The organism is Spartobacteria bacterium UBA695 (assembly GCA_002298145.1).
Lineage (GTDB): Bacteria > Verrucomicrobiota > Verrucomicrobiia > Chthoniobacterales > Chthoniobacteraceae > UBA695.
The window spans coordinates 125460-149100 of record DBMP01000025.1 but is presented as its reverse complement, the minus strand read 5'-3'; the positions used below and the strand labels follow the sequence as shown (position 1 = coordinate 149100).

18 protein-coding genes, 1 tRNA gene and 1 pseudogene are annotated in these 23641 nt (G+C 59.8%); 13 read left to right on the top strand and 7 right to left on the bottom strand.

All coding sequences use genetic code 11. The annotated features are described in order from the left end of the window. The first annotated feature begins 32 nt into the window (after positions 1–32). The 4 genes and pseudogenes from B2828_RS14665 to ligD (B2828_RS14650) form a co-directional block, all read left to right on the top strand. Complete coding sequence (locus B2828_RS14665) at positions 33–917, top strand: DUF72 domain-containing protein (RefSeq protein ID WP_479634515.1); 885 nt, start codon at positions 33–35, stop codon at positions 915–917. Beyond that, on the top strand, positions 914–1762 hold the full coding sequence (gene ku, locus B2828_RS14660; RefSeq protein ID WP_479634514.1) for a non-homologous end joining protein Ku: 849 nt from the start codon (positions 914–916) through the stop codon (positions 1760–1762). Before B2828_RS14665 ends, ku begins: the two co-directional genes overlap by 4 nt. A gap of 18 nt (positions 1763–1780) precedes the next feature. Next, positions 1781–3289, top strand: a complete 1509-nt coding sequence (ligD, locus tag B2828_RS14655; RefSeq protein WP_479634513.1) for a non-homologous end-joining DNA ligase — start codon at positions 1781–1783, stop codon at positions 3287–3289. A gap of 11 nt (positions 3290–3300) precedes the next feature. Beyond that, positions 3301–4194 (top strand): annotated as a pseudogene (gene ligD / locus B2828_RS14650) (non-homologous end-joining DNA ligase); the annotation flags it as partial. A 240-nt stretch (positions 4195–4434) separates the two neighbouring features. Here the strand turns inward: ligD (B2828_RS14650) and B2828_RS14645 are convergent. Continuing rightward, complete coding sequence (locus B2828_RS14645) at positions 4435–4689, bottom strand: VF530 family protein (protein WP_479634512.1); 255 nt, start codon at positions 4687–4689, stop codon at positions 4435–4437. Positions 4690–4754: 65 nt separating this feature from the next. Between B2828_RS14645 and B2828_RS14640 the strand changes: the two genes are divergently transcribed. Further along, a complete protein-coding gene (locus tag B2828_RS14640; protein ID WP_479634511.1) occupies positions 4755–4937 on the top strand; it encodes a hypothetical protein in 183 nt (60 codons plus the stop codon). A gap of 111 nt (positions 4938–5048) precedes the next feature. Here B2828_RS14640 and B2828_RS14635 read toward each other — a convergent pair whose 3' ends face one another. Then, a complete protein-coding gene (locus B2828_RS14635) occupies positions 5049–5489 on the bottom strand; it encodes a 23S rRNA (pseudouridine(1915)-N(3))-methyltransferase RlmH (RefSeq protein WP_479634510.1) in 441 nt (146 codons plus the stop codon). Between the two features lie 29 nt (positions 5490–5518). After that, entirely contained in the window at positions 5519–7072 is a 1554-nt protein-coding gene (locus B2828_RS14630; protein ID WP_479634509.1) for an ArnT family glycosyltransferase, read from the bottom strand. Between the two features lie 148 nt (positions 7073–7220). Between B2828_RS14630 and B2828_RS14625 the strand changes: the two genes are divergently transcribed. From B2828_RS14625 to B2828_RS14615, 3 genes are all read left to right on the top strand, one after another. After that, positions 7221–9671: a tetratricopeptide repeat protein gene (locus B2828_RS14625; protein WP_479634508.1), complete on the top strand. Its 2451-nt coding sequence runs from the start codon at positions 7221–7223 to the stop codon at positions 9669–9671. Positions 9672–9792: 121 nt separating this feature from the next. Continuing rightward, positions 9793–9866, top strand: a tRNA-Gln gene (locus tag B2828_RS14620). Positions 9867–9990: 124 nt separating this feature from the next. Continuing rightward, the gene (locus B2828_RS14615; RefSeq protein ID WP_479634507.1) at positions 9991–10848 is read left to right on the top strand and encodes a toll/interleukin-1 receptor domain-containing protein; all 858 of its coding nucleotides are present in this window, start codon (positions 9991–9993) and stop codon (positions 10846–10848) included. A 50-nt stretch (positions 10849–10898) separates the two neighbouring features. On the opposite strand, the gene dinB is transcribed toward B2828_RS14615, so the two are convergent. Together dinB and B2828_RS14605 are read right to left on the bottom strand one after the other, a co-directional pair. Continuing rightward, on the bottom strand, positions 10899–11972 hold the full coding sequence (gene dinB / locus B2828_RS14610) for a DNA polymerase IV (protein ID WP_479634506.1): 1074 nt from the start codon (positions 11970–11972) through the stop codon (positions 10899–10901). Positions 11973–12084: 112 nt separating this feature from the next. Continuing rightward, entirely contained in the window at positions 12085–15177 is a 3093-nt protein-coding gene (locus B2828_RS14605) for an alpha-mannosidase (protein WP_479634505.1), read from the bottom strand. 271 nt (positions 15178–15448) lie between these two features. On the opposite strand from B2828_RS14605, the gene B2828_RS14600 reads away from it, so the two are divergent. After that, on the top strand, positions 15449–16558 hold the full coding sequence (locus tag B2828_RS14600; protein ID WP_479634504.1) for a sensor histidine kinase: 1110 nt from the start codon (positions 15449–15451) through the stop codon (positions 16556–16558). A gap of 30 nt (positions 16559–16588) precedes the next feature. Here the strand turns inward: B2828_RS14600 and B2828_RS14595 are convergent, their stop codons facing one another. After that, positions 16589–18448 (bottom strand): penicillin-binding transpeptidase domain-containing protein, encoded by a 1860-nt coding sequence (locus B2828_RS14595; protein ID WP_479634503.1) that lies wholly within the window; start codon positions 18446–18448, stop codon positions 16589–16591. A 193-nt stretch (positions 18449–18641) separates the two neighbouring features. Between B2828_RS14595 and B2828_RS14590 the strand changes: the two genes are divergently transcribed. From B2828_RS14590 to sufD, 4 genes are read left to right on the top strand one after another with little or no spacing between them, the layout of a single operon-like run. Beyond that, on the top strand, positions 18642–19079 hold the full coding sequence (locus tag B2828_RS14590; protein WP_479634502.1) for a Fur family transcriptional regulator: 438 nt from the start codon (positions 18642–18644) through the stop codon (positions 19077–19079). Next, positions 19076–19840 (top strand): Fe-S cluster assembly ATPase SufC, encoded by a 765-nt coding sequence (gene sufC / locus B2828_RS14585; protein WP_479634501.1) that lies wholly within the window; start codon positions 19076–19078, stop codon positions 19838–19840. Before B2828_RS14590 ends, sufC begins: the two co-directional genes overlap by 4 nt. A 24-nt stretch (positions 19841–19864) precedes the next feature. After that, the gene (sufB, locus tag B2828_RS14580) at positions 19865–21274 is read left to right on the top strand and encodes a Fe-S cluster assembly protein SufB (RefSeq protein WP_479634500.1); all 1410 of its coding nucleotides are present in this window, start codon (positions 19865–19867) and stop codon (positions 21272–21274) included. 24 nt (positions 21275–21298) lie between these two features. Beyond that, positions 21299–22555 carry a Fe-S cluster assembly protein SufD gene (gene sufD / locus B2828_RS14575; RefSeq protein ID WP_479634499.1) on the top strand — a complete coding sequence of 419 codons (1257 nt, stop codon included), beginning with the start codon at positions 21299–21301 and terminating at the stop codon, positions 22553–22555. 77 nt (positions 22556–22632) lie between these two features. Here the strand turns inward: sufD and B2828_RS14570 are convergent, their stop codons facing one another. After that, the gene (locus B2828_RS14570; protein WP_479634498.1) at positions 22633–23553 is read right to left on the bottom strand and encodes a ribonuclease E inhibitor RraB; all 921 of its coding nucleotides are present in this window, start codon (positions 23551–23553) and stop codon (positions 22633–22635) included. Positions 23554–23641: the final 88 nt, after the last annotated feature.

Here is a 23641-nt window from a genome sequence, read left to right as displayed (position 1 = left end):
CGCTGAAAAATATTTTTTGCCGCCAAAAACCAATGGCTCTGCGCATCGGCATTTCAGGATGGACTTTTGCTCCGTGGCGCGGCGTTTTTTTCCCAAAGGGGCTGCCGCAAAAGCAAGAACTGGAATACGCGTCGCGGCAGCTGAATTCCATCGAGATCAATGGCACTTTTTACGCGTTGCAGCGGCCCGCAAGTTATAAAGCCTGGGCCGCCGCCACGCCGGACGATTTCCAGTTTTCCGTCAAGGCCAACCGCTACATCACCCATATCCGGCGGCTCCGGGATGTGGAAGAACCGCTATCCCATTTTTTCGCATCCGGCCCGCTTTGCTTGAGGCATAAATTAGGACCGATTCTGTGGCAGTTCCCTCCCAGTTTTCGGTTTGACCCGAAGCTATTACTCGCTTTCTTCGAGATGCTCCCGAAAGATACAGCCGCCGCCGCTCGCCTGGCCCGGCTTTACGAAAACAAATTTGGCGAAGAAGGGGGGCCGGAAAACCAGGACGATCGGCCGCTGCGCTATGCGATGGAAGTCCGGCATTCCTCGTTTGAAACAAAGGAATTCATCGAGCTACTGCGGGAATATGGAATAGCACTGGTCGTCGCGGATACCGCCGGGAAATGGCCTTTCATGGAGGATGTCACCAGCGACTTTGTTTATCTGCGTTTGCATGGAGACAAGGAGCTTTATGCCAGCGGCTATACGGAAGCGGCGCTAAAAGAATGGGCTCGGAAGATTCGGACCTGGGCCGACGGCGGCACGCCTATTCGGACTCATTGTATTTGCCCAGGCGGCAAATCCGCGCCTAATGGACGCGATGTGTTCGTCTATTTCGACAACGACATCAAAGTGAAGGCTCCGTTCGATGCCATCGCGCTGGCGCATCGGCTTGGGCTCAAAGAAAGGAGCGAAGAATGAATGCCATTTGGAAGGGCTCGATCAGTTTTGGCTTGGTGAATATTCCCATCGCGCTTTATTCTGCCACGAAAACGGAGGAGATAAAATTTCGTCTTTTGCGCAAAACAGACCATAGTCCGGTTAATTACAGGCGCGTGGCTGAAGCGGACGGCAAGGAGGTGCCGTGGGATCAAATCGTCAAAGGCTACGAGTATGAATCTGGAAAGTTCGTCATTCTAAAGGATGAGGATTTCAAGCGCGTGGATGTCGAGGCGACACAAACCGTGGACATCGCCTGTTTTGTAAAGCTGGCGGAAGTGAATCCCGTGTTTTTCCAAAAGCCGTATTACATGGAACCGCAAAAGGGGGGCGATAAAGCCTATGTGCTGTTGCGGGATGCATTGCAGGCCAGCAATAAAATTGCCATCGCGCGAGTCGTGATCAAAACCCGCCAGCACCTGGCTGCGATCAAGCCGCAGGAAAACGGCCTCATGCTGGAGTTGATGCACTTTGCCGATGAGTTGCGCCATGTGGATGAATTCAAGGTCCCAACGACAACCGCGATCGGGAAAAAGGAGCTGCAAATGGCTGAGTCGCTCATCGATTCCATGTCGGAGCCGTGGAAGCCGGACGCTTTTGAGGATGAATACCGAAAAGCGCTGGAAGCCGTTATCAAGGAAAAGATCGAGAAAGGCGAACGGGCCGGCCCGCATCCGATACATCGGATCAAGCCGACCAATGTGATCGATCTGGTCTCCGTATTGCAAAAGAGTCTGGATGAGTCGGGGCGGAAGCGTGTTGCCCGGAGAAAGCGTGTGGCGCGTTCCCCAAGCCCCGCCAAGCCATCGCGCACAAGAAGAGCTTGAGCGAGCCAAGGACATCTCATGTCGATTCGCAGCTATACCCATAAGCGCGATTTTTCCCGCACGGCTGAACCGAAAGGCCGCGCGAGCGAAAAACGCGCTAATGGAGACACCGGAAAGAAAAGCCTTCATCATTTTGTCCTCCAAAAGCATGATGCATCGCGCCTTCACTACGATCTCCGGCTTGAGCTTGGCGGGACACTCAAATCATGGGCCGTTCCTAAAGGAATGCCCTACAAGCGCGCGGAAAAACATCTGGCTGTTGCCGTGGAAGATCATCCGCTGGCGTATGCTGACTTTGAAGGCGTGATTCCCAAGGGCCAATATGGTGGCGGCACGGTGATGGTTTGGGACAAGGGTACCTACGATGTGCCAAGCGGTCATCCCGCAAAAGATTTGGCTGCGGGGAAATTACATTTTGTCCTTCACGGCGAAAAGCTGAAAGGGGAATGGACCCTCATTCGACGCGATGCGGAAAACTGGCTGCTGATCAAAAGCGGCGAAAGCATGCGCCCGGTCTCGCAGAAAAAGGAAAATGAGTCGGCGATCACTGGCCGGACGATGGAGGGGATCGCCCGCGAGCAACAACGACAAAAAGCGCGCATATCATTCCACCCGCCCATGCTGGCCACGCTTGTTTCAGAACCGCCGCGTGGTGATTGGCGGTACGAACTGAAATTTGACGGTTACCGGGCGCTTGCCCTGAAAGACGGAACAAATGTGCGGCTGCTTTCTCGCAATGGCAAACCATTGCACTTTCCAGAAATCGCCGAGGCGGTCGCCGCGCTCCCCGGCGAAAGTATGGCTCTCGACGGCGAAATCGTAGCGTTGGATTCGCAAGGGCGGCCGTCTTTCCAGCAATTGCAATCGAGGGAAATGGGCAAAGAACCCCCGGCATTATTTTTCTATATCTTCGATCTTTTGGCGGAAGCGGGAGCGGATTTGCAAAAAGAACCGCTTCATCAACGCCGCACGCGCTTACAGAAAGTTCTAAAGGGAGTCGTCGATCCGCTGCGCTTTTCCGCGGAAATTCATGGCGATCCCCGGGAGTTGCTGAGGGAGGTCCGAAACCGTGGACTCGAGGGGATCATCGGCAAGAAAGCCGATTCCATCTATGAATCGGGCCGACGAAGCCGCCAATGGATCAAACTCAAATGCGTGCAGGAACAGGAATTTGTCATCGGCGGCTATACGCCTCCGGCTGGCACCCGGCTGCACTTCGGCGCGCTCCTAGTCGGGTATTACCGAGGAGGATATCTTCAGTTTGCAGGCAAAGTTGGCACGGGATTTACGGCGAAGACATTGGCGAAACTTTACCATAAACTTCAATCGCTAAAGTACGATGCTTGCCCGTTTCAGGCTCTCCCCAGCGCCGTGCGGAAGGCGAACTGGGTGGAGCCCACGCTGGTATGCCAGATCCGCTTTTCCGAATGGACCCGCGACGGGAAGTTGCGGCAAGGCGCTTTCCTTGGGCTCCGCAATGACAAAAATGCAAGGGAAGTCATCCGTGAAAAGGCCGCCCCGATATGACACGCAGGCGCATGCAAGTATTGGAAGTTAATGGGTGCAGTGTTCCGGTATCGAATCTCGAAAAAGTGATGTACCCGGAGGTCGGGTTCACCAAAGCGCAAGTCATTGATTACTACATCCGCATTGCTCCCGTTTTGATGCCTCACTTGCACGATCGCCCCATCACTTTGAAGCGTTATCCCGACGGCGTGGAAGGCCTTTTTTTCTACGAAAAGCAATGCCCGTCCCACCGCCCCCAATGGGTGAAAACCGTCAGAGTTCCCACGGATGAAAAAGGGCCCATTCATTACTGCGTGCTGAACGATCTTCCCGCTTTGTTGTGGGCCGCCAATCTTGCCGACCTTGAATTGCACCCTTTTTTGCACCGCGCTCCGGCCATGGAGCGCCCCACGGCTCTGGCTTTTGATCTCGACCCCGGCCCGCGCACCGACATCGTGCATTGCTGCCAGGTGGCGTTGTGGATCAAAGAACTGCTGGACTGCCTTGGAGTGAAGAGCTTTCCCAAAACATCCGGCTCGAAAGGATTGCAGATTTTCGCCCCCCTCAATACCGCCGTCAGCTATTCCAATACAAAGCTATTTGCCCGCGCAGTGGCCGAGCATTTGGAAGGGAAACATCCCGAGGCGATTGTCTCCCGCATGCAAAAGCCGTTGCGGCGCGGCAAGGTGTTCATCGACTGGAGCCAAAACGACGACCACAAAACGACCGTTAGCGTTTATTCGCTACGCGCAAATTCCAAGCCATCCGTTTCCACCCCCGTGACATGGTCCGAAGTGACCCGCTGCCTCAAGACAAATAGGGCGGACTCCCTGCGCTTTCTCTCAGACGAAGTGTTGAATCGCGTCGAAAAGCAAGGCGATCTTTTTGCCGATGTGCTAACACTTAAGCAGCACCTGCCTTCGCTTTCCTCTGTTACGCCAAACAAACACAGAAAAGCGACCTCACAATGTGCACTACTTCCTCAAACGATCCGACCTAAACCTTGGGTCTGCGCCCCGTGGCATCTATTATTGCCCATCCCTACGTCATTTCGGCATTTAAGCGGGCTGTAGGCTGAATCGGGAGACTGCTGTCCCGCTTGCCGCGAAGGTGGGGCAGGCGGCGGAGCGACTGGCGCTTGAGCGCGGGGCAGAAACGGTGACTGCTTAAGCGTCATCCCGAGGTGATGCTTGTCGGGCAGAGAGCCGAACATATCGCAGATACAGCTCTTCCACTTTTGTTCTGGCCCATGGAGTTCTGCGTAAAAACTGTAAACTCGATTTGATGCTCGGGTCGAAATTGAAGCACCGGATATTTATCCTTTGGCCCATTTCCTCCCAACCGTAATAGTCGACCAGTCGCGTGAGGATCATTTCCAGCGTCACGCCATGAAGTGGGTCTTTGGATTGGGAATCGGTCATGCTGAGGGTAGAAGCTCCACGGTTTATATCTGAAGGTCAAGACGATGTAAGCTCCCTTTGACGTCGTGGAGCGCCGCATTGCCCGCGACGAGGCGAACCCCTACCATTATTTCCCGCACCTGACTTTCCCAATGGTCCGTTTTGCTGGGGTTTCCAGCGGAAGGCGTAACTTTGCGGTCATCAGCGGCGGGCTTAAGGAGAACGAGGCGCTGGAGAACGAGGCCCGCACGTTTACCCTGGCGACATAAAGGTAGCGAATCATGAGGTTGTTTTCACGGTAGGGCCCAAGAAAATTGTGACCCTCGCGGTCACTTTATAAGTTCACCGCCTTGTCAAATGAGCGCTGGCGGCGCTGTCCCCTAATCCCGGTGGTAGGGGAGCCCCGCCTTAATGGAGTAGGCGCGGTAGATCTGCTCGCAGAGGACCACGAGGGCCAGCTCGTGCTGGAGCGTCAGTTTGCTCAAGGCCCAGGTCCAGTTGGCTGATTGCCGCAGCTCCGGCGTATGTCCGTCGGCCCCGCCGATCAGAATAGCCACTGATTTGACGCTCTCGCGCTCCCATAACGCCACCTTTTGGGCCAGTTCGCGGCTCGTGGGCTCCTCGCCGCGTTCGTCCAGGACGATGCGGAAACATCCCTCACTGCGCTGGCGTAGCAGGGCGCTCTCGGCCTCGCGCGTGGAGGCCTTCAGGTAATCGATATTCACCGGTGCAAAGCCCTTCATGCGCTTTGCATACTCCTCAATGCCCTCCTTCGCGTAGGCGAGCTTCGGTTTGCCAATGGCCAGGAGATTCCAGTGCATCGGGCGCGGTAAGGGCGCGGTTGGGGCCCCTAGAACCGCCGGGGCCCGGGCGTCCAGACGCAGAAGCTCTCGTTCTCCAGCCGCACGAACTCCTTCTTGCCCGGGGGCAGATTGGCGATGATGGCGGGGGCGTCCTCGTCGCCCATCCAGACAATGCCGCCCATTTCAGTTCCCTTGTTCTCCTGGATGTACGGCTTCCAGTCGCGCGGATCGGCGAGGTTCGGGGCCATTTCGCGCTCGGCGTAGTACAGGAGGTGCGGCCCGTAGTAAGGCATGAAGTTGCAGAGCACGCGGGTCTTCGGGGAGAAATGCTTACGGATCGCCGCGCCAAGCTGCGGGATCAGGGTTTCCGGCTCCGTCTTGTTGCTTGCCGGGTCCAGGATGCAGAAGCGCCCGGCCATGGAGGTCGTTTGCGCCTCGCCCGCACCGATGGCGGCGATGGTGAAGATCCAGACGCACGCATACCCCAGCGCGCGCCATTTGCCGAGGCGTTCCGCAGCGAGCGAGGCCTCGTTGAGCGCGATGCCGATCATCACGGCCACGGGCATGATGAAGTAAAAGGCGATGTATTCGTGGATGTACGAGTCGTTCTGGAATACGCCGACGAAAATGGCGTCCATGGCGGCGACGGTAAAGGCCGCCCAGCCCATCCAGCGGAAGCCTTCCTCATGGCGGCGCTTCCAGGTGATTACCGACCCGATTACTGCCGGGATAATGCCGATCCAGAGGTAATGATTGAGCGCGCTCCGGCTGACGCGGCTCAGCCACTGGGCGAAGGTGAATTTATATTTCTCGTCGGAAGCCACCCGGACCAGGAACGTATTTTGCAGGTCCTTGAGAGCGTCGGGCCGCAGGATCTGCGTATGGATCAAGTAAAGCGCGCCGGAAATGGCCGTGACAATCAGCACCGCCCAGGCCAAGCGGCGCTGAGGCCGCCCCGGGCGGGTCATCCACCAGGCGAAAATCACAATCGCGAAGAGGTGCATCGCCCAGTCCACCCACATGCCCGTGAGCAAGGCTCCGAAAAAGAGGTATTTCCACAGCGCCCGGCCAGTGGTCTCCCAGTAGCGTAGCGAGAGCAGCGCCAGCAGGATCAGCGTCAGCACCATCGGCTCAAAATTAACCATCGGGCCGTAGCGCAGCGTCATCGGCAGCCCCACGAACGCCGCCGCTGTGAACGTCGCCGTGCGCGGCCCCATCGTGTGATTCACCAAGAGCCAGAGCAGAACGACGCTCGCCATCATGCAGGCGATCGGCACAGCCCGGGCCGCCCATTCGTGCTCCCCGAACACCGCGAACATCGCCGCCACAGCCAGGTGCAGAAGCGGCGGATGGTGGAGGTAGTACCCACGGTTGGGGATCGGCAGCGGGCCGAAGTAGAAAGCAGTGGAAGCCCCCTGCGTCTCGAAAAGCCCCGCGCGCAGGATGTTATGGGCCGCCTGGGACCAGACCGCGCCGTTGAAGTCGATCTGGTTGACCCACGGGCGGTCGATATCCGTAGTTAACGAGGAGGCGAAAAAGATCAGAATCGCGGCAAACGCAATCAAGTAGAGCGTCTTGGAACGGACGGGAGGGAAATTCATATTCTGTTCTAGGGAAGCGTAAGGGAAAATGCGGGGTTTTCTCTTATAAAGAATTTAGTAACGGGAATCAAGCTTTCACTCTTTTAGACGGAGCCAGCGCGTTTCCCTTCATTTTTTTAGAAAACTGGAATATGGAAAGGGCTGTCTCATGACTTTGCCCTGTTTCCATCCCCGGCTTCGGCTGGCTCTGTTACTCTTTAGCGCCCTGGTCGCCAGGGGGTTCGCCTCTCCATTGGACGAAGCCGTCCGCGCCCTGGATGAAGGCGTGCCCGAAGTAGCCGTCGTAAAGCTCCAGGCGCAGTTGAACGCCTCCGCCCCCCTCGCCCCCGCCCTCCGCCGCGAGGCGAAAACCCGCCTTGCCGAGGCCTTCCTAGCCGCGGGCCGCGTGGACGAGGCCCTCAAACAATCCCGCGACCCCGAAGTGCAGGCCCCGCTCCTGGAGGCGCGCATCCTCGCCGCCGCCGGAGACTGGAATGCGGCCCTGAACCTTTATTCGCTGCCCGATCTCGCCCGAGAGCCCCGGGCCATCGCAGGCAAAGCCGAGTGCCTCCAGGTGCTGGGCCGTCCGGCGGAAGCCATCGACGCCCTCAAAAGCATCGCCGCGGGAGCCCCCCCGGAAGTCTCCCTTCGGCTCGCCGAGCTGCTGCTGGAAACCGGCAACGACAAAGACTGCCAGGGCGTCCTCAACAGCCTCAAGCCCCCGCTCGGCGACCGCGAACGGAAGTGGAAAGACTACCTCGAAGCCCGCATGCTCCTCAACGCGGGCCGCAACGCCGAAGCCTTCACCCGGTTCGAAGCCCTCCAGCAAGCCCCCCACAACCTTTCCAACGACATGATGGTCGGCGCTGCCCTCGGGATGACCGAATCCCGCACGGAACTCATCGGCCTCACCGCCGCCGACGACATCCTCGAACAGTACATCTGGAAACACGAACAGAGCCCCTCCCTCGACGCCCTCTTCCGCAAGCTCGACATCATCTACAGCGGCGAAAGCAGCGCCTCCCTAGGCGAACTCCAAAAATGGGCCCAGCGCGAGCCCTCGCTCCGCGCCGGTTACGCCACCTACTACTGGGCCAAAGGCCTGCTGCGCGACGAAAAACCAGACCGCGCCCTGGAAGTCCTGCGCGATTTTCCGACCCGCTTCCCCCGCCACCCGCTCCTGGCCGAGGCCCTGCTCATGCGCGGCCGCCTCCTCACCGACACCGGCAAATTCGCCGACGCCCAGAAAGCCTTCGACGAAGCCCTCCGCACCGCCCCCTCCAGGGAACTCCAGGCCGAAATCGAAATGGCCTCCGCCCAGGCCCACTTCAAGGCCGGTGAATACGTCCTCGCCGCCACCATCTACCGGAGCGCCGGAGACCACGCCCCCGACCTCGCCGAGCTCGCCCGCTACAACACCGCCCTCTCCTGGCTCCACCAGAGAAACTTCACCCGCTTTGGCCAGGACTACCAGGAATTCAGCCGCCTCTACCCCGAGAGCGCCCTGCGCCCCGGCTTAATCCTCGAAGAAGGCCTCCTGCGCGCCCGCCAAGGCGACCCCAAAGCCGACCAGGCCCTCTGCAAATTCATCCACGACTTCCCCGGTAACCCCCGCACCGCCGACGCCCAGCTCGCCCTGGCCGAACTCCACTACGCCGGAGGCCAGCTCGGCGAAGCCGCCCGCTACCTGCGCGTCGTCAACGACTCCCCGGCCCCCGTCAGCACCGCCGAAGGCGCCGACTACCTCGCCATCTTCGTCGCCGAAGCCGCCAACCCGCCCAAAGACGAAAAAATCATCGCCCTCTGCCTCAGCTACATCGAGCGCCACCCTCAGGCCGCCCTACAGCAAACCGGCCACCTTGCCGAAGTACGCATGAAACTTGGCCAAGTCTACTTCCGCATCGGAGACTTCGCCAGCGCCCAGAGCCAGTTCCAGACCCTCGCCGAAGAGAACCCCAACTCACCCCTCGTCGAAGCCGCCCTATTCCTCGCCGGGCAAGCCTCCATGCAGCGCATCAACGGCATGGACGACGCCATCCGGCTCTTCAGCGACGTCGCCTCGCGCAACGGCCCCTTCAAACTCAACGCCCGCCTGCACCTGGCCGAAATCCAGAAGCGCCTCGGCAACGAATCCGACGCCGTCAAAATCTACGAAGACATCCTGAGGGCCAACCCCCAGAGCGAAATCAAATGGGCCGCCATCGCAGGCGAAGCCGACAACCTCATCCTCCTGGCCGCCAAAACCAAAGACCCCCAGCGCAACGAACAAGCCCTCGCCCTCTACGAGCGACTGGCCGCCGAACCGGGCATCCCCGCCACCGTCCTGCACCGGGCCCTCTACAACAAAGGCCAATGCCTCGAACTCCTTGGGCGCCTGGACGAAGCGCTAGCGGCCTACTACCAAGTCGTCGACATCGGCTCAGCCCACCCGCAGGAGTACTTTTGGTTTTACAAAGCCGGATTCGACGCCTGCCGCCTGAGCGAAAAGCGCGAACAGTGGAAAAGCGCCATCGCCATCTACCGGAAAATGGCCGGAGTCGAAGGCCCGCGAGCCGAAGAAGCCAAACGGCAAATGGAGCGCCTGCGACTGGAGCACTTCATCTGGGACGACGGAAAATAGGGGGAATTTTTTAGAGAAAGAGCCCGTAGAGGGAGGGGGAAAGCCGAAATTTCTATTGCAGCCGGAGCGGATTCCGGCTACTAATCCAAACCCTTCCCGCAACCCGGGAGGAGACGCCAACTGCCTCATGGTGTAATGGTAGCACAGCAGATTCTGGATCTGCTTGTCTAGGTTCGAGTCCTAGTGAGGCAGCCATTCTCGCTCCTGCGTCCCGCCGTGCCAGTTCGTGCACGCCTCTTGGTGTTTTAATCAGGCAAGGTCTTAATTTGAGTGAAACATTGATTTTCGGTTTCGTTAGGCCTAATGAGTTGCGGTAAATATGGCCACGATACGGGAATATTTTGACACAGATATCAAGTGCATGTGCTTGCAGACTGAGTGGCAACTGCACAACGGAATGGGTGAAAATATAGAAAGCGTTTTTGTAAAGATAGCCCTAGAATATGATGCAAATGCAAAATACTTAGCTCTCTATATTTCTGAAGGATCCAATATTCTGGAGAAAGCGCGAGCCATTTTTCGATCCCAGGAAGCAGCCCAATGTGTGCTTACATCATCAGGCGACGGTATCGAAATAATGACAGGATTTGCTGATTATCCCGAAAAGGCATCATCAACAACTCTTGTTTTTACCAAGCGAATATTTCTCTATATTAATGAGAGTCTGAGCCCGGAAGAAAGGGGGAGAATTGCAGATGAAGGAGGGCTGCATGGGTTCCATGTTTTAGTTCGGGATAGATGCTATGCAGAAATAAGATCCGGATTTGAAAAACCCTTAGCATTTATATCACACGATTCCAGAGATAAAGATGCCTTGGTTCGAGATTTGGTGGTCGATCTTTCAAAAAACATGTGCCCTGTATGGTATGACGAATATTCGTTAGCTGTCGGTGACGATCTCCGAGAGAGTATCGAAAAAGGGCTACGTGAGGCAAAAAAATGTATTCTAGTTCTATCGCCGAATTTTCTATCGAACGAGGGGTGGACAAAGGCCGAATACGATTCCATCTTTACAAGAGAAATAATGGAGAAAAACGACGTTATTCTGCCTGTCTGGCATAATGTAACAGCCAAAGACATATACGAATATAGCCCGCGACTAGCAAACAAGGTTGGCATTCCCTCCTCGGTCGGAATTCCTGAAATTTCAAAGAGACTAGCAAGAAAACTAAAATAACCTTGGGGTCAACTCCGACTGTTTTCCTGATTTTTGAGGCCTGTTATTTGCTAAAACGGCAGCATGAGTTGCGAGGCGGGCGGGACCATGCGCGAGACTCCTAGGCCTAGCAGCCGCAGGGGGCGCGTGACGAGGCGGTCCCGGCGCAGGAGGCTGCAAGCCAGGAGGTAGAGGGTCTCGGCGTCCTCCACCGGGTCTTCGATGCTGATCTGCCGCGTGAGGGTCTTGAAGTCGCTGTAACGTACTTTGACTTGGACGGTTTTGGCGGCGAGTTGCTCGCGCGAGAGTTTGCGCGCGATTTCCTCGGCCTGCGCTTTGAGCGTGGGGACCAGAATGCGGCGGTCTTCGGTGTCCCGCTCGAAGGTGTCCTCGACGCTGATGCTCTTAACTTCGCCTTCGACTTCCAGCGCCCGGTCGTCCTCGCCGCAGGCGTAGCGTTTGAGGGCCGCGCCGAAGGAGCCGACGAGCGCGCGCAGGTCCCCGGGGTGGTCCTGGATGTCGCCGATGGTGCGCAGGCCCGCTTTGGTGAGGACTTCGGCGGTGACTTTGCCCACGCCGTGGATGGATGAGGCGGGCAGGGGGCGCAGGAAGGCTTTTTTCTCGCTCTCGGTGATGCAAAAAAGGCCGTCGGGTTTGTCGTAATCGCTGGCGATTTTGGCGAGCAGTTTGTTGGTGGCGATGCCGATGGAGGCGTTGAGCCGATGTTCTTGCCGGATGGTTTCTTTGATTTCCCTCCCCAGGTCCATAGCGGCGCGGATGGCATCGTCCGCGGGGAGGTCCTGGAAACGGCTGCTCATTTCGAGGTACGCTTCGTCGATGGACATCGGCTCGATGGCGTCGGCGTAGCCCGCGAGGCGTGCCATGATCTGGCGCGATACGTCCCGGTAGGCGCTCATGCGTGGGGAGACGAAGATCCCCCCGGGGCAGAGCCGATAGGCCGTGCGGGAGGGCATGGCGGAATGAACGCCGAAGGCCCGGGCCTCGTAGCTGGCGGCCGAGACGACTCCACGACGGTCCGGCGGCGCGCCGACGATCACCGGCTTGCCTGCAAGCGCCGGGTTGTCGCGCTGTTCGACGGAGGCGAAGAACGCGTCCATATCGAGGTGGAAGAGGACTCTGGCCATCGGAGAGCCACGTTAACGGCGGCTCTTCGGCGAAACAAGCCGGGGATTGCGGCTCGTTCGCCGGGGCTTCCCGTCGCATTCCTCTTCCACCTCGCGCGCGGTGGACCTGCGGTTATTTTGTGAACCGGATGGTCTTGATTTCGAAGGGCCGGAATTCCAGAGCGAGCGATTTGCCGTCGAAGGGAAGCGGGGTCTGGTTCTCTTCGATCAGGTTGGTCAGCGTGGCTTGCTGGAAGGGGTGCTTTACTTCCAGTTGGGTCCGGGTGGCGGTGCGGGCGGATTCGTAGAACCGCGCGATGAGGTCGCCCGAGCCGTCTTCGGCGGGCTTGAGGGTTTCCAGGATGATGTTGGGCGCGGTGAGCGAGAAGAGGCTGCCGGGCTCGGCGGCACCGGGGGCGCTCAGGAGGGGCGAGTTGAGCTCGTAGCCCTGCCGCACCAGGCCGGATTCGGCGAAGCCGCGGCCGCTCCAGGCGTAGAAGGCGTAGGTGAACTGGTGCGAGCCCTGGTCGGCCGTCATGTCGGGAGCGAGCGGGGCGCGCAGCAAGGTGAGGTTGATGCTATTGCCCTCGACGTTCACGCCGTATTTGCAGTCGTTGAGCACGGCGGCACCGCGAGCGGATTCTGCAAGCGCGGTCCAGCGGTGCTGGCAGACTTCGAACTGCGTGGCGTCCGAGGGGCGCGAGGTGTGGGTGGGGTGGGCGACGTGGCCGAACTGGATTTCGTTGAGCGCCGTCTCCGAACGAACCGTGACCGGGAAGTTCACCTTGAGGAGCTTGTGCTTCTCCTGCCATTCCACCTGCGTACGGAATTCGATGCGGCGGCTTCCGGCGGTCAGGACAATGTCCTGGACGAGCTGGGAGGCGTGGATCTGGCGTTTGACGCGCACGATGGCCAGCAGCGAGCCTGCCGCGATGACCTCGATTTCGGCAGGGTGATCCAGTAGTACCGGCGTTTGCTTGTAGTTGCTGGCGAGGTCCCAGGCGTCGAAGCTGTTGGGGATGTCTTTGTACATCCGCAGGGAGTTGCAGGCTCCGGCTGCCCATTCCGTCTGGGTTTCTTTGTCCCAGATGCTGGTGAGCTCGCCCCGGTTGTTGAGGGTGACGCGGAGGAACTCGTTTTCCAGCGAGGTGGGCGTGGCCGTGAGCGGGCTGGCGGGGACGGCGGTGGGCTGCTTGGCCCCGCGCCGTACGGTGGTCCAGCCGGTGGCGGGAATGGCCGGGGTTTGCGCGAAGGTCTTGCCGCAAACCTGCTGGGTAACGAGCGCGTTGCCGGAGAGGTCGGTGGCGGCATCGAAGCCCTCGGGCAGCTCGATGACTTCCTGGCGCTCCCATGATTGCGAGTTGAAGAGGGTCAGCGCATCGGCGTCGGTGTCGCAAAGGGTGCTCAAAGTCGAGGCCGTTTCGCTGGCGGTTTCCTCAAGCACGCGGGCGTAGGCGAGCGCGGCTTCTTCGTAGACCTGGTGTACTGAGGAGCCTGGGATAATATCGTGGAACTGATTGAGGAGAACCTCTTTCCAGAGCGCCTCGACGTGCTTGGCGGGGAAGGCTTTCCCGCGCAGGATCGTCGCCGCGCCGCCCCAGAACTCCAGGTTGTGCAGGGCGTGTTCGCACCGGCGATTGCTCTTTTTGACGTGGGCCTGGGTGGTAAAGGTGCCGCGATGGGCCTGGAAGTAGAGCTCGCCTACCCAGGTTGGCACTTGGGCGAGCGATTTTTCATCGGCCACCATTTCCTCGAAGAACGCTGCGGGCGCTTCGATAGTGCAGCGCGGGCTGCCCTCCAGGTCGCGCTGGCGGCGAAGGTATTCGACGTGATCGCGCACGGGGCCGCCGCCGCCGTCGCCCCATCCGAAGGGCTGGAGCCGCTTGGTGTGGAAGCCAGCTTTCTGCGGGCGCTCTTTCCAGCGGTTGGCCAGCGATTTGGGGTCGGTATGGCTGTTGTAGTCGTGGTGCAGGTAGCTCAGCACGCGGCTGCCGTCGATGCCTTCCCACCAGAACCAGTTGTAGGGGAAAATTTCGCCGCCGTCGTAGATCCAGAAAATCTTCTGTGTGGAGAAATACTCGACGCGGCAGCCTTGCATGATCTGCGGCAACGCCCCGCTGTAGCCGAAGACGTCCGGCAGCCACATGAGACGGCTGTCGACGCCGAATTCATCTTTGAAGAATTGTTTCCCGTAGAGGAACTGGCGGACGAGGCTTTCGCCGCAAGGCAGGTTGGTATCGGCCTCGACCCACATTGCGCCGTCGGGCACCCACTGGCCGCGCTTGACGGCGGCGTGGACCCGCTCGTAGATGTCCGGGAACTGGCGCTGGGCTACCTGGTAAAGGTAGGGCTGGCTTTGCAGGAATTTATACTCCGGGTACTCCTCCATGAGCGTGAGCTGCGAGGAGAAGGTGCGCCCGCACTTCCGGTCGGTCTCGGCCAGCGGCCAGAGCCAGGCGAGGTCGAGGTGGGCGTGGCCGAAGCAGTGCATCTCCGGCGCGGTGGAGCCGTTGCGGGCTTGGAGCAGCGGCTTGAGCAGTTCGCGGCCCTGCCGGACGGTTTCCAGCAGCTCGGCGCGCGGCAGCTCCGGGTCCACCACGACGGTCATTTCCTTGAGCGCGTCTTCGATCTGCGCCAGCCGGAGGGATTCGCGGTCGGCCAGGGACTCGGCGAGCAGAGCGAGGGTCTCGACGTCGAGCCAGAGCTGGTAGACTTCTTCGTTCCAAAGGCCGAATTCGCTTTTCTCAATCGTGGCCTGGCACTCCGGGGTGGGCGGCACGGTGAGAACCCCGTCGGGGACGGGGCCGGTGCCGCATTCGCGCGTGCCGTTGCCCGCGTAGGATTGCAAGAGAATGTCGATGGTTTCGCCGCCTTGGGCTTGATGGGTGAGGGTGATTTCCCGCTCCGACCAGCTGCGCGAACCGACGGGCTTCCCGTCAACCCACACCAGGCTTTCGAGCCCCGTCTCGGGCCGGATGACGACCCGTTCCCCGCGCGCGGATTCGGGAATTCGGACCGATGTGCGCAGCCAGGCACATTCATTGTGCGCACCCCAGCGGGTTCCCTGTGGGAAGGGACGCAGCGGGTTCGCGAGCGCCTGGCTCGGGGTGAGCTGCTCAAAGGTGGTGAACCCTTCGAAGGCGACTTCGCCGAGGGGTACGAAAAAGAGTTTGGGGAGGACTTTGCGCCAGTTGTCGAGGCGGTTACGCCATTCGAGAGTAATCATGATGGAGGCTGTTTACCAAATGCACCCCCGATGCGGAAATGCACCGGTTTGCGTTTCGGATATGCACTTTTTTGCGAAACCATGCCGGAAAGTGAATAGGTGGGGTTGTCGTTGGCGTTACCTGGGAAGAGCGGGAAGAATCCGCAGACGAACGCCGCTTTTTGGCTTATTAAAAAGATTTTTTTGGGCGGTCTGGGCAAGCTTGGCAGCCTGGAGAGGATGATCAGGATTACCCTGAATCCTGCGCTCTTCGCAGAAACGTATAGCAAGCATGGATTTGAACACCGCGAGCCGGGCTTACTATGGGAGGCTCATTCTATCGAAGAAGGAGCGGATTTTCGCTGTTTGGATACGCGAGGCGAGGCGTATTTTTGGGCCAGAAATCAAACAGCTGCTCTTGGAGAATAGAATGTTGGCTCTCCTGGATGTAGTTGCGGAAGCTCTCGGTACCGATGATCCCACCCCTTTCTCTGTGCAGGACGAGGTCGAGCGGGCGACGGAGCACGGATTTCTGCGCGCCGAACAGGGTTTTGATGCCGGGCAGGTGGTCGGGGAGTTTCGTGCGTTTCGGCAGGCGATTCGCGATGTTTGTATCGAAGAGGGCATGCCGTTGACAGAGGAAGCGAGGCTGATCATCGAGGAGGTCATTGATTCCGCCGCCGCGGTCGGGTTGAGTCGTTTTAGCGAGAAACAAACCGATATCATTAAAGAAGAGGATGCCCGCCAACTGGCGTTTTTAGTGCATGATTTTCGAACGCCGTTGGGCGCGATTGCTTTGGCCGTGGCGGACGTCATCGAGACCCTTCCCCCGGAGGCGAAAACCCCTGAAACCCTGGAAGCTCTAGATACGATCGACCGAAATGCGGCACACCTTGCCGTTGCGATGGAGAAGGCGATGAGAGAGCTTGCGGACGTGATCTCGGGGGTTGGAAAGTTGGAAATTACAGAGGTCCGACTGTTCGATTCCGTGGCGAATGTCATGGAGCAACTGAAGATACTCGCCCGCGCGAAACAGGTCATTCTCTCCAACCGGGTTGACCCGTCGGTGGTGGTGGCCGCCTCACAGGACGCGCTGCATCGAGTCTTGATGAATTTGATCGGTAACGCGTTGCGCTACACCCGGGCTGGTGAAATCACGGTCACCAGTTCTGAAAAAGGAGACGAGATTGAAACCGTCGTCCAGGACACAGGCAGCGGCATTATTCCTGAAAAGCTGGCTCGTATATTTGAACCGGGAGAGAAGGAATCCGGAAGCCCGGGGATGGGCTTTGGGTTAGCCATTGCGAAGTCATTGATTGACCTCCAAGGCGGCCGAATTCGGATCAAGAGCGCGGTTAATAAAGGTACAGCGGTAATTTTTACGCTGCCACGGCTGCAATAGCGCGCTTGCGGAGCGGTGCGCAAGGTTCGGTTAGTCCTGCTCGTCTTCTGCCGCGGGAGTGGGCGTGGGCTTGGCGCGTTTGCGCTGTTTCTGGGTCTTCTGTTCGTCCTGGAAAAGCTCGCGCAGGACGTTGCCGATGAGCGGCGCGGCCACGGTGCCGCCGTGGCTCCGTTTTTCGTGCGGATCGCTCTCGTAGAGTGCTGCGAAGGCGTATTTCGGATTGTCGGCGGGGGCGAATCCGGCGTACCACGCGGCGTTGCGGCCCGAGGCTTTGGGGCCCCATTCGGCGGTGCCCGTTTTGCCCGCCACGTCCACGTTATTGACCGCGCCGCCGCCGCCGGTGCCATGCCCGCCGCTGGTGGCGTCAATGAGGCCCTGTTTGACCGCGGCGAAGGTCTCTTTTTTCAGCTCCAGCTCGTCTTTTACGCGGATGTCGTAGGCCGTGACAATCTGCTCATCCAAGCTCTGCACCTGGAGCACCAGGCGGGTCTGGTAAAGGATGCCGCCGTTGGCCACCGCGCCCATGGCCTGGGCGTTTTGCAGGGGGGTGACCATCAGGTAGCCCTGGCCGATGGAGAAGTTCGCCAAGTCGCCGTCGGTGAAGCGCCGCCCCTCGCGCTTTTTAAGCAGCTCGGGTGTGGTGACGAGGCCCTCAACCTCGGCGCGCAGCGGAATGCCGGTTTTCACGCCGAAGCCCATCCGCTGAGCCCATTCCACCATCGGCTTGGAGCCGGTCTTGATGCCCACTTGGTAGAACCACGTGTCGCATGAGCGCTCCATGGCTCCAGCGAAGTTGAGCATCCCGGCGTCGTACTTGCTCCAGTTGCGCATGACGATGTTGCCGATTTGCAGGGAGGGCGGGCCGGAGAATTCGTCGTCGGGCTTGATCGTCCCGCTTTCGAGGGCCGCGATGCCGACGTAGGTTTTCCAAGTCGATCCGGGCGGGTAGGCGCTGCGGAAGGCGCGCGAGAGCATCGGCAGGCTTGGGTCGTTGTTCAGCTGGTTGTAGCGCTCGGGGGTGATCGACGGGCTGAAGTCGTTCGGGTCGAAGGTCGGCACCGAGGCCATCGCCAGGATGTCTCCGTTGTTCGGATCGACAAAAACGATGGCCCCGCGCTTGGCTCCCTTGGATAGGGACTTTTCGCAAAGCTGCTGGACCTTGAGGTCGAGCGTCGTGATGACGTTGCAGCCGGGCGTGGGCGGGACGGTGATTTTCTCGTAGACCTTCTTGCCGTTGGCGTCGAAGCGGATGGTCATCTGCCCCGGCTTGCCGGTGAGCTGTTCGTTGAAGGTCGCCTCCAGGCCATCGCGCCCCTCGGCGTCGGGCCAGATGAGGTCGTTATTCTCGATGGGAGCGTCTGGCGGAGCGCCCGAGCGGGTGGCGTAGCCAATGATGTGGGCGGCCGTCGTGCCGTGGGGGTAGAAGCGGGTGTAGACCGGGTGCAGGACGAGCCCGGTGCCGAGTTCCCCCTTGAGGGTCTTCTGGAGCGCGGGCGAGACATCCTGGATGATGTCAAAGGGGAGGATGCCCCGGTTGCGGTAAAAGCGCTCGATGGATTTGTCGGAAATGTTCAGCTTGCGGCCGGTGAGGCGTTCCACCTTGGCGATCTGTTCGCGGGCAAAGGCCGAGGCCTTGGAGTCCGGGTAATCGAGCGGGGTGGGGAAGGAAATGCCGAGGTTCTGGCAAACGCGAGTGACGGCCAGCGCCTCGCCATTGCGGTCCAGGATCTGCCCCCGGGGCGCGGGAATCTTCAGTGTATAAGTGCGCGCGAACTTTTCCGTAAGCCACGAAGGCTTGATATTTTCGCCATCATCCTGAGCGGGCGCGGTGGCGGTAAGCGCCAGGGAAAGGGCGAGGAAAGTATAGAGGGCGGTCCGGCAGACGTGCATGGGAGGAGCATCCTATCCCGGGTGCGCCGTTTTCTCAAGGATCGTGTCAATCCTCTGCCTTTCTCTCCGCGTCCTCCGTGCCCTCTGAGGCGAATTTCCCCGTAGAAGTATTCCTTATTGAGACCAATCTCGATTTTGTTTTAGAATAATTCTTGATCTCATATCTCAGGGCCCCGATACTGTTAATCGACCCATGAAAGCGCACTCGGCTACTTCTGAAGACGCCATTACAAGCCATGGCATTCGGCTGACGCCCCAGCGGCGCTACGTGTACGAAGCGCTCATGGAAAAGCGGGACCACCCGACCGCCTCCGAGGTCTTCATGCGGGCCAAGGCACGGATGCCCTCCATCTCGCTCGCCACCGTCTACAACTGCCTGGATGCGCTGACCGAAAGCGGCCTCATCCGGCAGGTCTACTGCGAGCGGGGGTCCTCCCGTTACTGCCCTAACCTCGTTCCCCACGGCCATTTTTTCTGTAAAACGTGCGGCGTCGTTTTCGACGTTCCCATCGACCCCGCCCAGGAGGCGTCGTGGGAGTTCCCCGAAGGCACGCAACTCGAACACGTCGAAATCACTCTGCGCGGCCTCTGTCCCGCCTGCGCCCAAAAACAAACAACCTCACTGCTATGAAGTCACTCGTCATCAAGGACCTGCACGTCAATATCGGCGACCGCGAAATCGTCAAAGGCCTTAGCCTGGAAATCGAACGCGGCAAAGTGCACGCCATCATGGGCCCCAACGGCTCCGGTAAAAGCACGCTTTCCAAAGTGATCGCGGGCCACCCGGACTACACCGTGACCGGCGGCGAGATCCTTCTTGATGGCGAAAACATCCTCGGCCTTGAGCCCGACGTCCGTTCGCGCAAAGGCATCTTCCTGGGCTTCCAGCATCCGATGGAAATCCCCGGCGTCACCGTAGCCAACTTCCTGCGCGCCGCCGTCTCCGCCCGTCTTCCCGAAGGAGAAGAGCTGGAGGCCACCGAGTATTACTACAAGCTTTACGAGAAAATGGACATTCTGGAGATGGACCGCTCGTTCACCTCCCGGCCGATCAACGTCGGCTTCTCCGGCGGCGAGAAAAAGCGCTGCGAAGTCCTGCAAATGGCCATGCTCGAGCCGAGCTACGCCATCCTGGACGAAATGGATAGCGGCCTGGACATCGACGCCCTGCGCATTGCCTCGGGCGGCGTCAACAAGCTTCGCGGCCCTGACTTGGGCATCCTTCTAATTACCCACTACCAGCGCCTGCTGGACTACATCACGCCCGACGTGATCCATGTGATGGTCAACGGCAAAATCGTCATGAGCGGGCCGAAGGAACTCGCCCTCGAACTCGAAGCCAAGGGCTACGACTGGGTCAAAGACGAGGCCGAAACCGCCCCTGTCGCCTAAATCCCAAAACCGGAGGACCACGCCATGTCTCAACCGAAAACCGAACTGAACCTGGACCGAAGCGTCGGGGATTTTTCCTATCCCGAGCACCACGCCTTCGACGCCGGAGTCGGACTCAACCGCGACACCATCAACTACATCACCGACGTCAAGGGAGAGCCGGAATGGATTCGCGAATTCCGCCTCAAGGCGCTCGACATTTTCAACAGCAAGCCGCTGCCCACCCACTGGGCCACCAAGGACCTCGAAAGCCTCGACTTCGACAAAATCCGCTACTACCTCTCCAACGGCCAGAAGCCGACGCGCTCCTGGGAGGAAGTGCCCGAGGACATGAAGGAGACCTTCGAGCGGCTCGGCATCCCGGAACAGGAACGCAAATTCCTCGCCGGGGTCGAGGCCCAGTTCGACAGCGAGGCCGTCTACTCCAACATCAAGAAAGCCATCGGCGAGCAGGGCGTCATTTTTGTCGGCCCCACCGAAGGGCTCCTCAAGCACCCGGAGATTTTCCGCAAATGGTTCGGGAAAGTCATCCCGTCCGGCGACAACAAATTCAGCGCCCTTAACTCCGCAGTCTTTAGCGGCGGTTCCTTCATCTACGTCCCGCCGGGGGTGAAAGTGAAGCACCCGCTCCAGGCCTACTTCCGTATTAACGCCGAGAGCTTCGGGCAGTTCGAGCGGACCCTCATCATCGCCGACGAAGGCTCCGAGGTGATGTACATGGAGGGGTGCACCGCGCCGAAATTCGAGACCGCAACCCTCCACTCCGCCGTGGTGGAGCTGGTCGCCCTCAAGGGGGCGAAAATCCAGTACGTCACCGTGCAGAACTGGAGCAGCAACGTCTTCAACCTCGTCACCAAGCGGGCCATCGCCCACGAGGACGCCGAGGTCAAGTGGATCGACTGCAACATCGGCTCGCGCCTGACAATGAAATACCCGGGCGTCGTCTTGAAAGGCCGCAAAGCGCGCGGCGAAGTCGTCTCCATCGCGCTTGCCAGCAACGGCCAGCACCAGGATACCGGGGCGAAGATGATCCACCTGGCCGACGAAACGACCTCCAACATCGTCTCCAAGTCGATCTCCGCCGGAACCGGCCGCGCCACCTACCGCGGGCTCGTCCACGTGCCGAAACACCTGAAAGGGTGCAAAAACAACACCGTCTGCGACGCGCTCTTGGTCAACACCGACAGCCGCACCGACACCTACCCGGCCATCACCGTGCGCGGCACGGGCAACGCCGTGCAGCATGAGGCGAGCGTCAGCCAGATCAGCGCCGAGCAGATCTTCTACATGCAGCAGCGCGGCCTCACCGAAGGCCAGGCCATGAGCCTTTCGGTCAACGGCTTCGTCAACGACCTCGTGCGCCAGTTCCCGATGGAATACTCGGTGGAGCTCAAGCGCCTGATCGACCTCGAAATGGAAGGCTCGGTCGGCTAATTCCCAAAAAATTTCATTACCCAAATGAGCCAGACTTTATTCATTGACGAACCCTCCCGCGCCGCCGCGAGAAAACGCTTTGAGACGCTTCCGATGCCGACGCGCCTCAACGAGGAGTTCCGCTTCAGCAACCTGAAGGCGCTGGACCTCACCGCTTTCTCCTCGCCTACAGCCCCCTTCGCAGGCGACCGCGACCGCATCATCAAGGGCTCCGTTGGCCTCGCCCAGTCCGCAGGCCGGATGATCTTCGCCAACGACGGGTTGCTGGCCCGCGAGCTCTATGGCGACACCCTTGCCACCAAAGGCGTCATCTGGAAGCCCCTCGACGTGGCCGCCCGGGAACACCCCGGCCTCCTGGCCGAGCACTTCATGGTCCAGGGCGCCCCGCTGGGTAGCGAGAAATTCGCCGCCCTCCACGCCGCCCGCGTCAAGACCGGCACCCTCCTTTACGTCCCGCGTGGCGTCGAGATCGCCCTTCCCGTCGAGACCTTCCACTGGCTCTCCGGCGAGGCCAACTCGGTCTTCCCTCACACCCTCTTAATCGCGGAGGAGGGGAGCAAGGTCACGCTGATTGATTACTTCATGGGCGCCACCTCCGGCACCTCCGGCCTGGCCCTCGGCTTCAACGACCTCTACATCGGCCCGGGCGCGCGGGTCGACTACGTCTGCGTGCAGAACTGGAACCTCAAAACGCTGGCCCTGCAGGTCAACAACACCGTGGTTTCAGCGGGCGGCGAGGTCAAAAGCCTCAACGTCAACCTGGGCGGCCGCTACGCCCGCACCGAATCCATGAGCCGCCTTTCCGGTGAAGGAGGCCGCAGCGACATGCTGGCCGTCACCGTCGGGGCAGGCGAACAGGAATTCGACCTGCGCACCTTCCAGGACCACGCCGCCCCTGGGGCCGCAAGCGATCTGCTTTACAAAAACGCCCTCGATGACGCCTCCCGTGCCATTTTTGCGGGCATGATCAAGGTCGAGCCCGACGCCCACCGCACCGACGCCTACCAGAAAGTGCGCAACCTGCTCTTAAGCGAAGACGCCGAGGCCGACTCAATGCCCGGGCTGGAGATCCTGGCCGACGAAGTGCGTTGTTCCCACGGCGCGACCTCCGGGCAGATCGACGCCGATGAGCTCTTCTACCTGCTGGCGCGCGGCATCCCCAAGCACATCGCGCTGGAACTGATGGTCCAGGGCTTCCTGCAAGAGGCCATCGACCGCCTCGGCAACGAAGTGCTCGGCGCGAAGCTCGGCGAACTCGTCCGAGCCAAGCTCGGAGCGTAGAAAAGCCCGCTGTTTTTCCAAACAAAAAAGGCGCAAGGAGAAAGCTCTCTTTGCGCCTTTGGTTTAAGGTAAAAAGCTTACGCGTTTTCCTGCTCGTGGTCTTCGATCATCTTCTTAAGGATGCCGACCATATCGCGGTTGAGCGGGAGGGCCGAGCTGCCGGGGTTGAGCACGCCGCCCGCGCATTCGGGCTGGGTCAGGATGAAGTCCCAGGCTTCCGGAGCGGTGAGGACCATCGCGGAGACGTTCTCCTGGGTCCAGGCTTTGAGCGCGTTTTCGTCGGTGAAAAGCGGAAGGTATTCGTCGTTATTTTCGTCCGTGCAGACCAGCACTTGGATGGCCTGGTCGTCGGTCGGTTCCGTATCGAGGCGGCCTGAGAAAACCGGAACCAGGTAGAGCCCGCGCTGCAAGGCGAGCGTCATTTCGCGCTGGGCGTCCTCCGAACGATCCGTGGCGATGCGCTCGATGGCCTCGAGAATCTGAGGGTTCTCGATCGGCTCGCCTTCGTGGTGAACGTGGCGTCCGCAGCACCCTTCGCCGCTGCCGCCGCAACATTCGTGCTCTTCCTCCTGGGACTCGGAGCCGTGGCCGCAGCCGCAGCCTTCCCCGCCGCCATGGCCGCCGCAGCAGCCGTGGCCGCCTTCGCCTTCTTCGAGCGAAGCGTCGCCATCCAGTGCGTTCACGTCCATGCCGTCATATTCCACGCCAGGGAACTTCGCGGCCAGAGCTTCGAGTTCGGCGTTGAGGGCAAAAAGGGTTTCCGGCGTCTGTTTTTCAAAGCGTTCGGCCTGGAGAATAAAGAGCGGCTCCTCGTCGCTCTCGAAAATATCGGCGACGTCGTAACCAAGTTCTTCGAGCGCCTTGGCGACCGGCTCGAGGGCATCGGCTTCAGGGGCCGTGAAGTAATAGCCCCAAAGCATTTCACCGTCGATCGAGTTGTCTTCTGTTCGCAGGGAGGCGAACATTTCCTCAAGTTGGGCCAGCGGGATCGTTTGCATGCCGAGGAAAAGTCGCAGCCCCCGGGGCAAATAGCAACCGGAAAAGCGAGGCTGGACTTGTGAAAAGGGCCCGGCTAGAAAGGGCCTC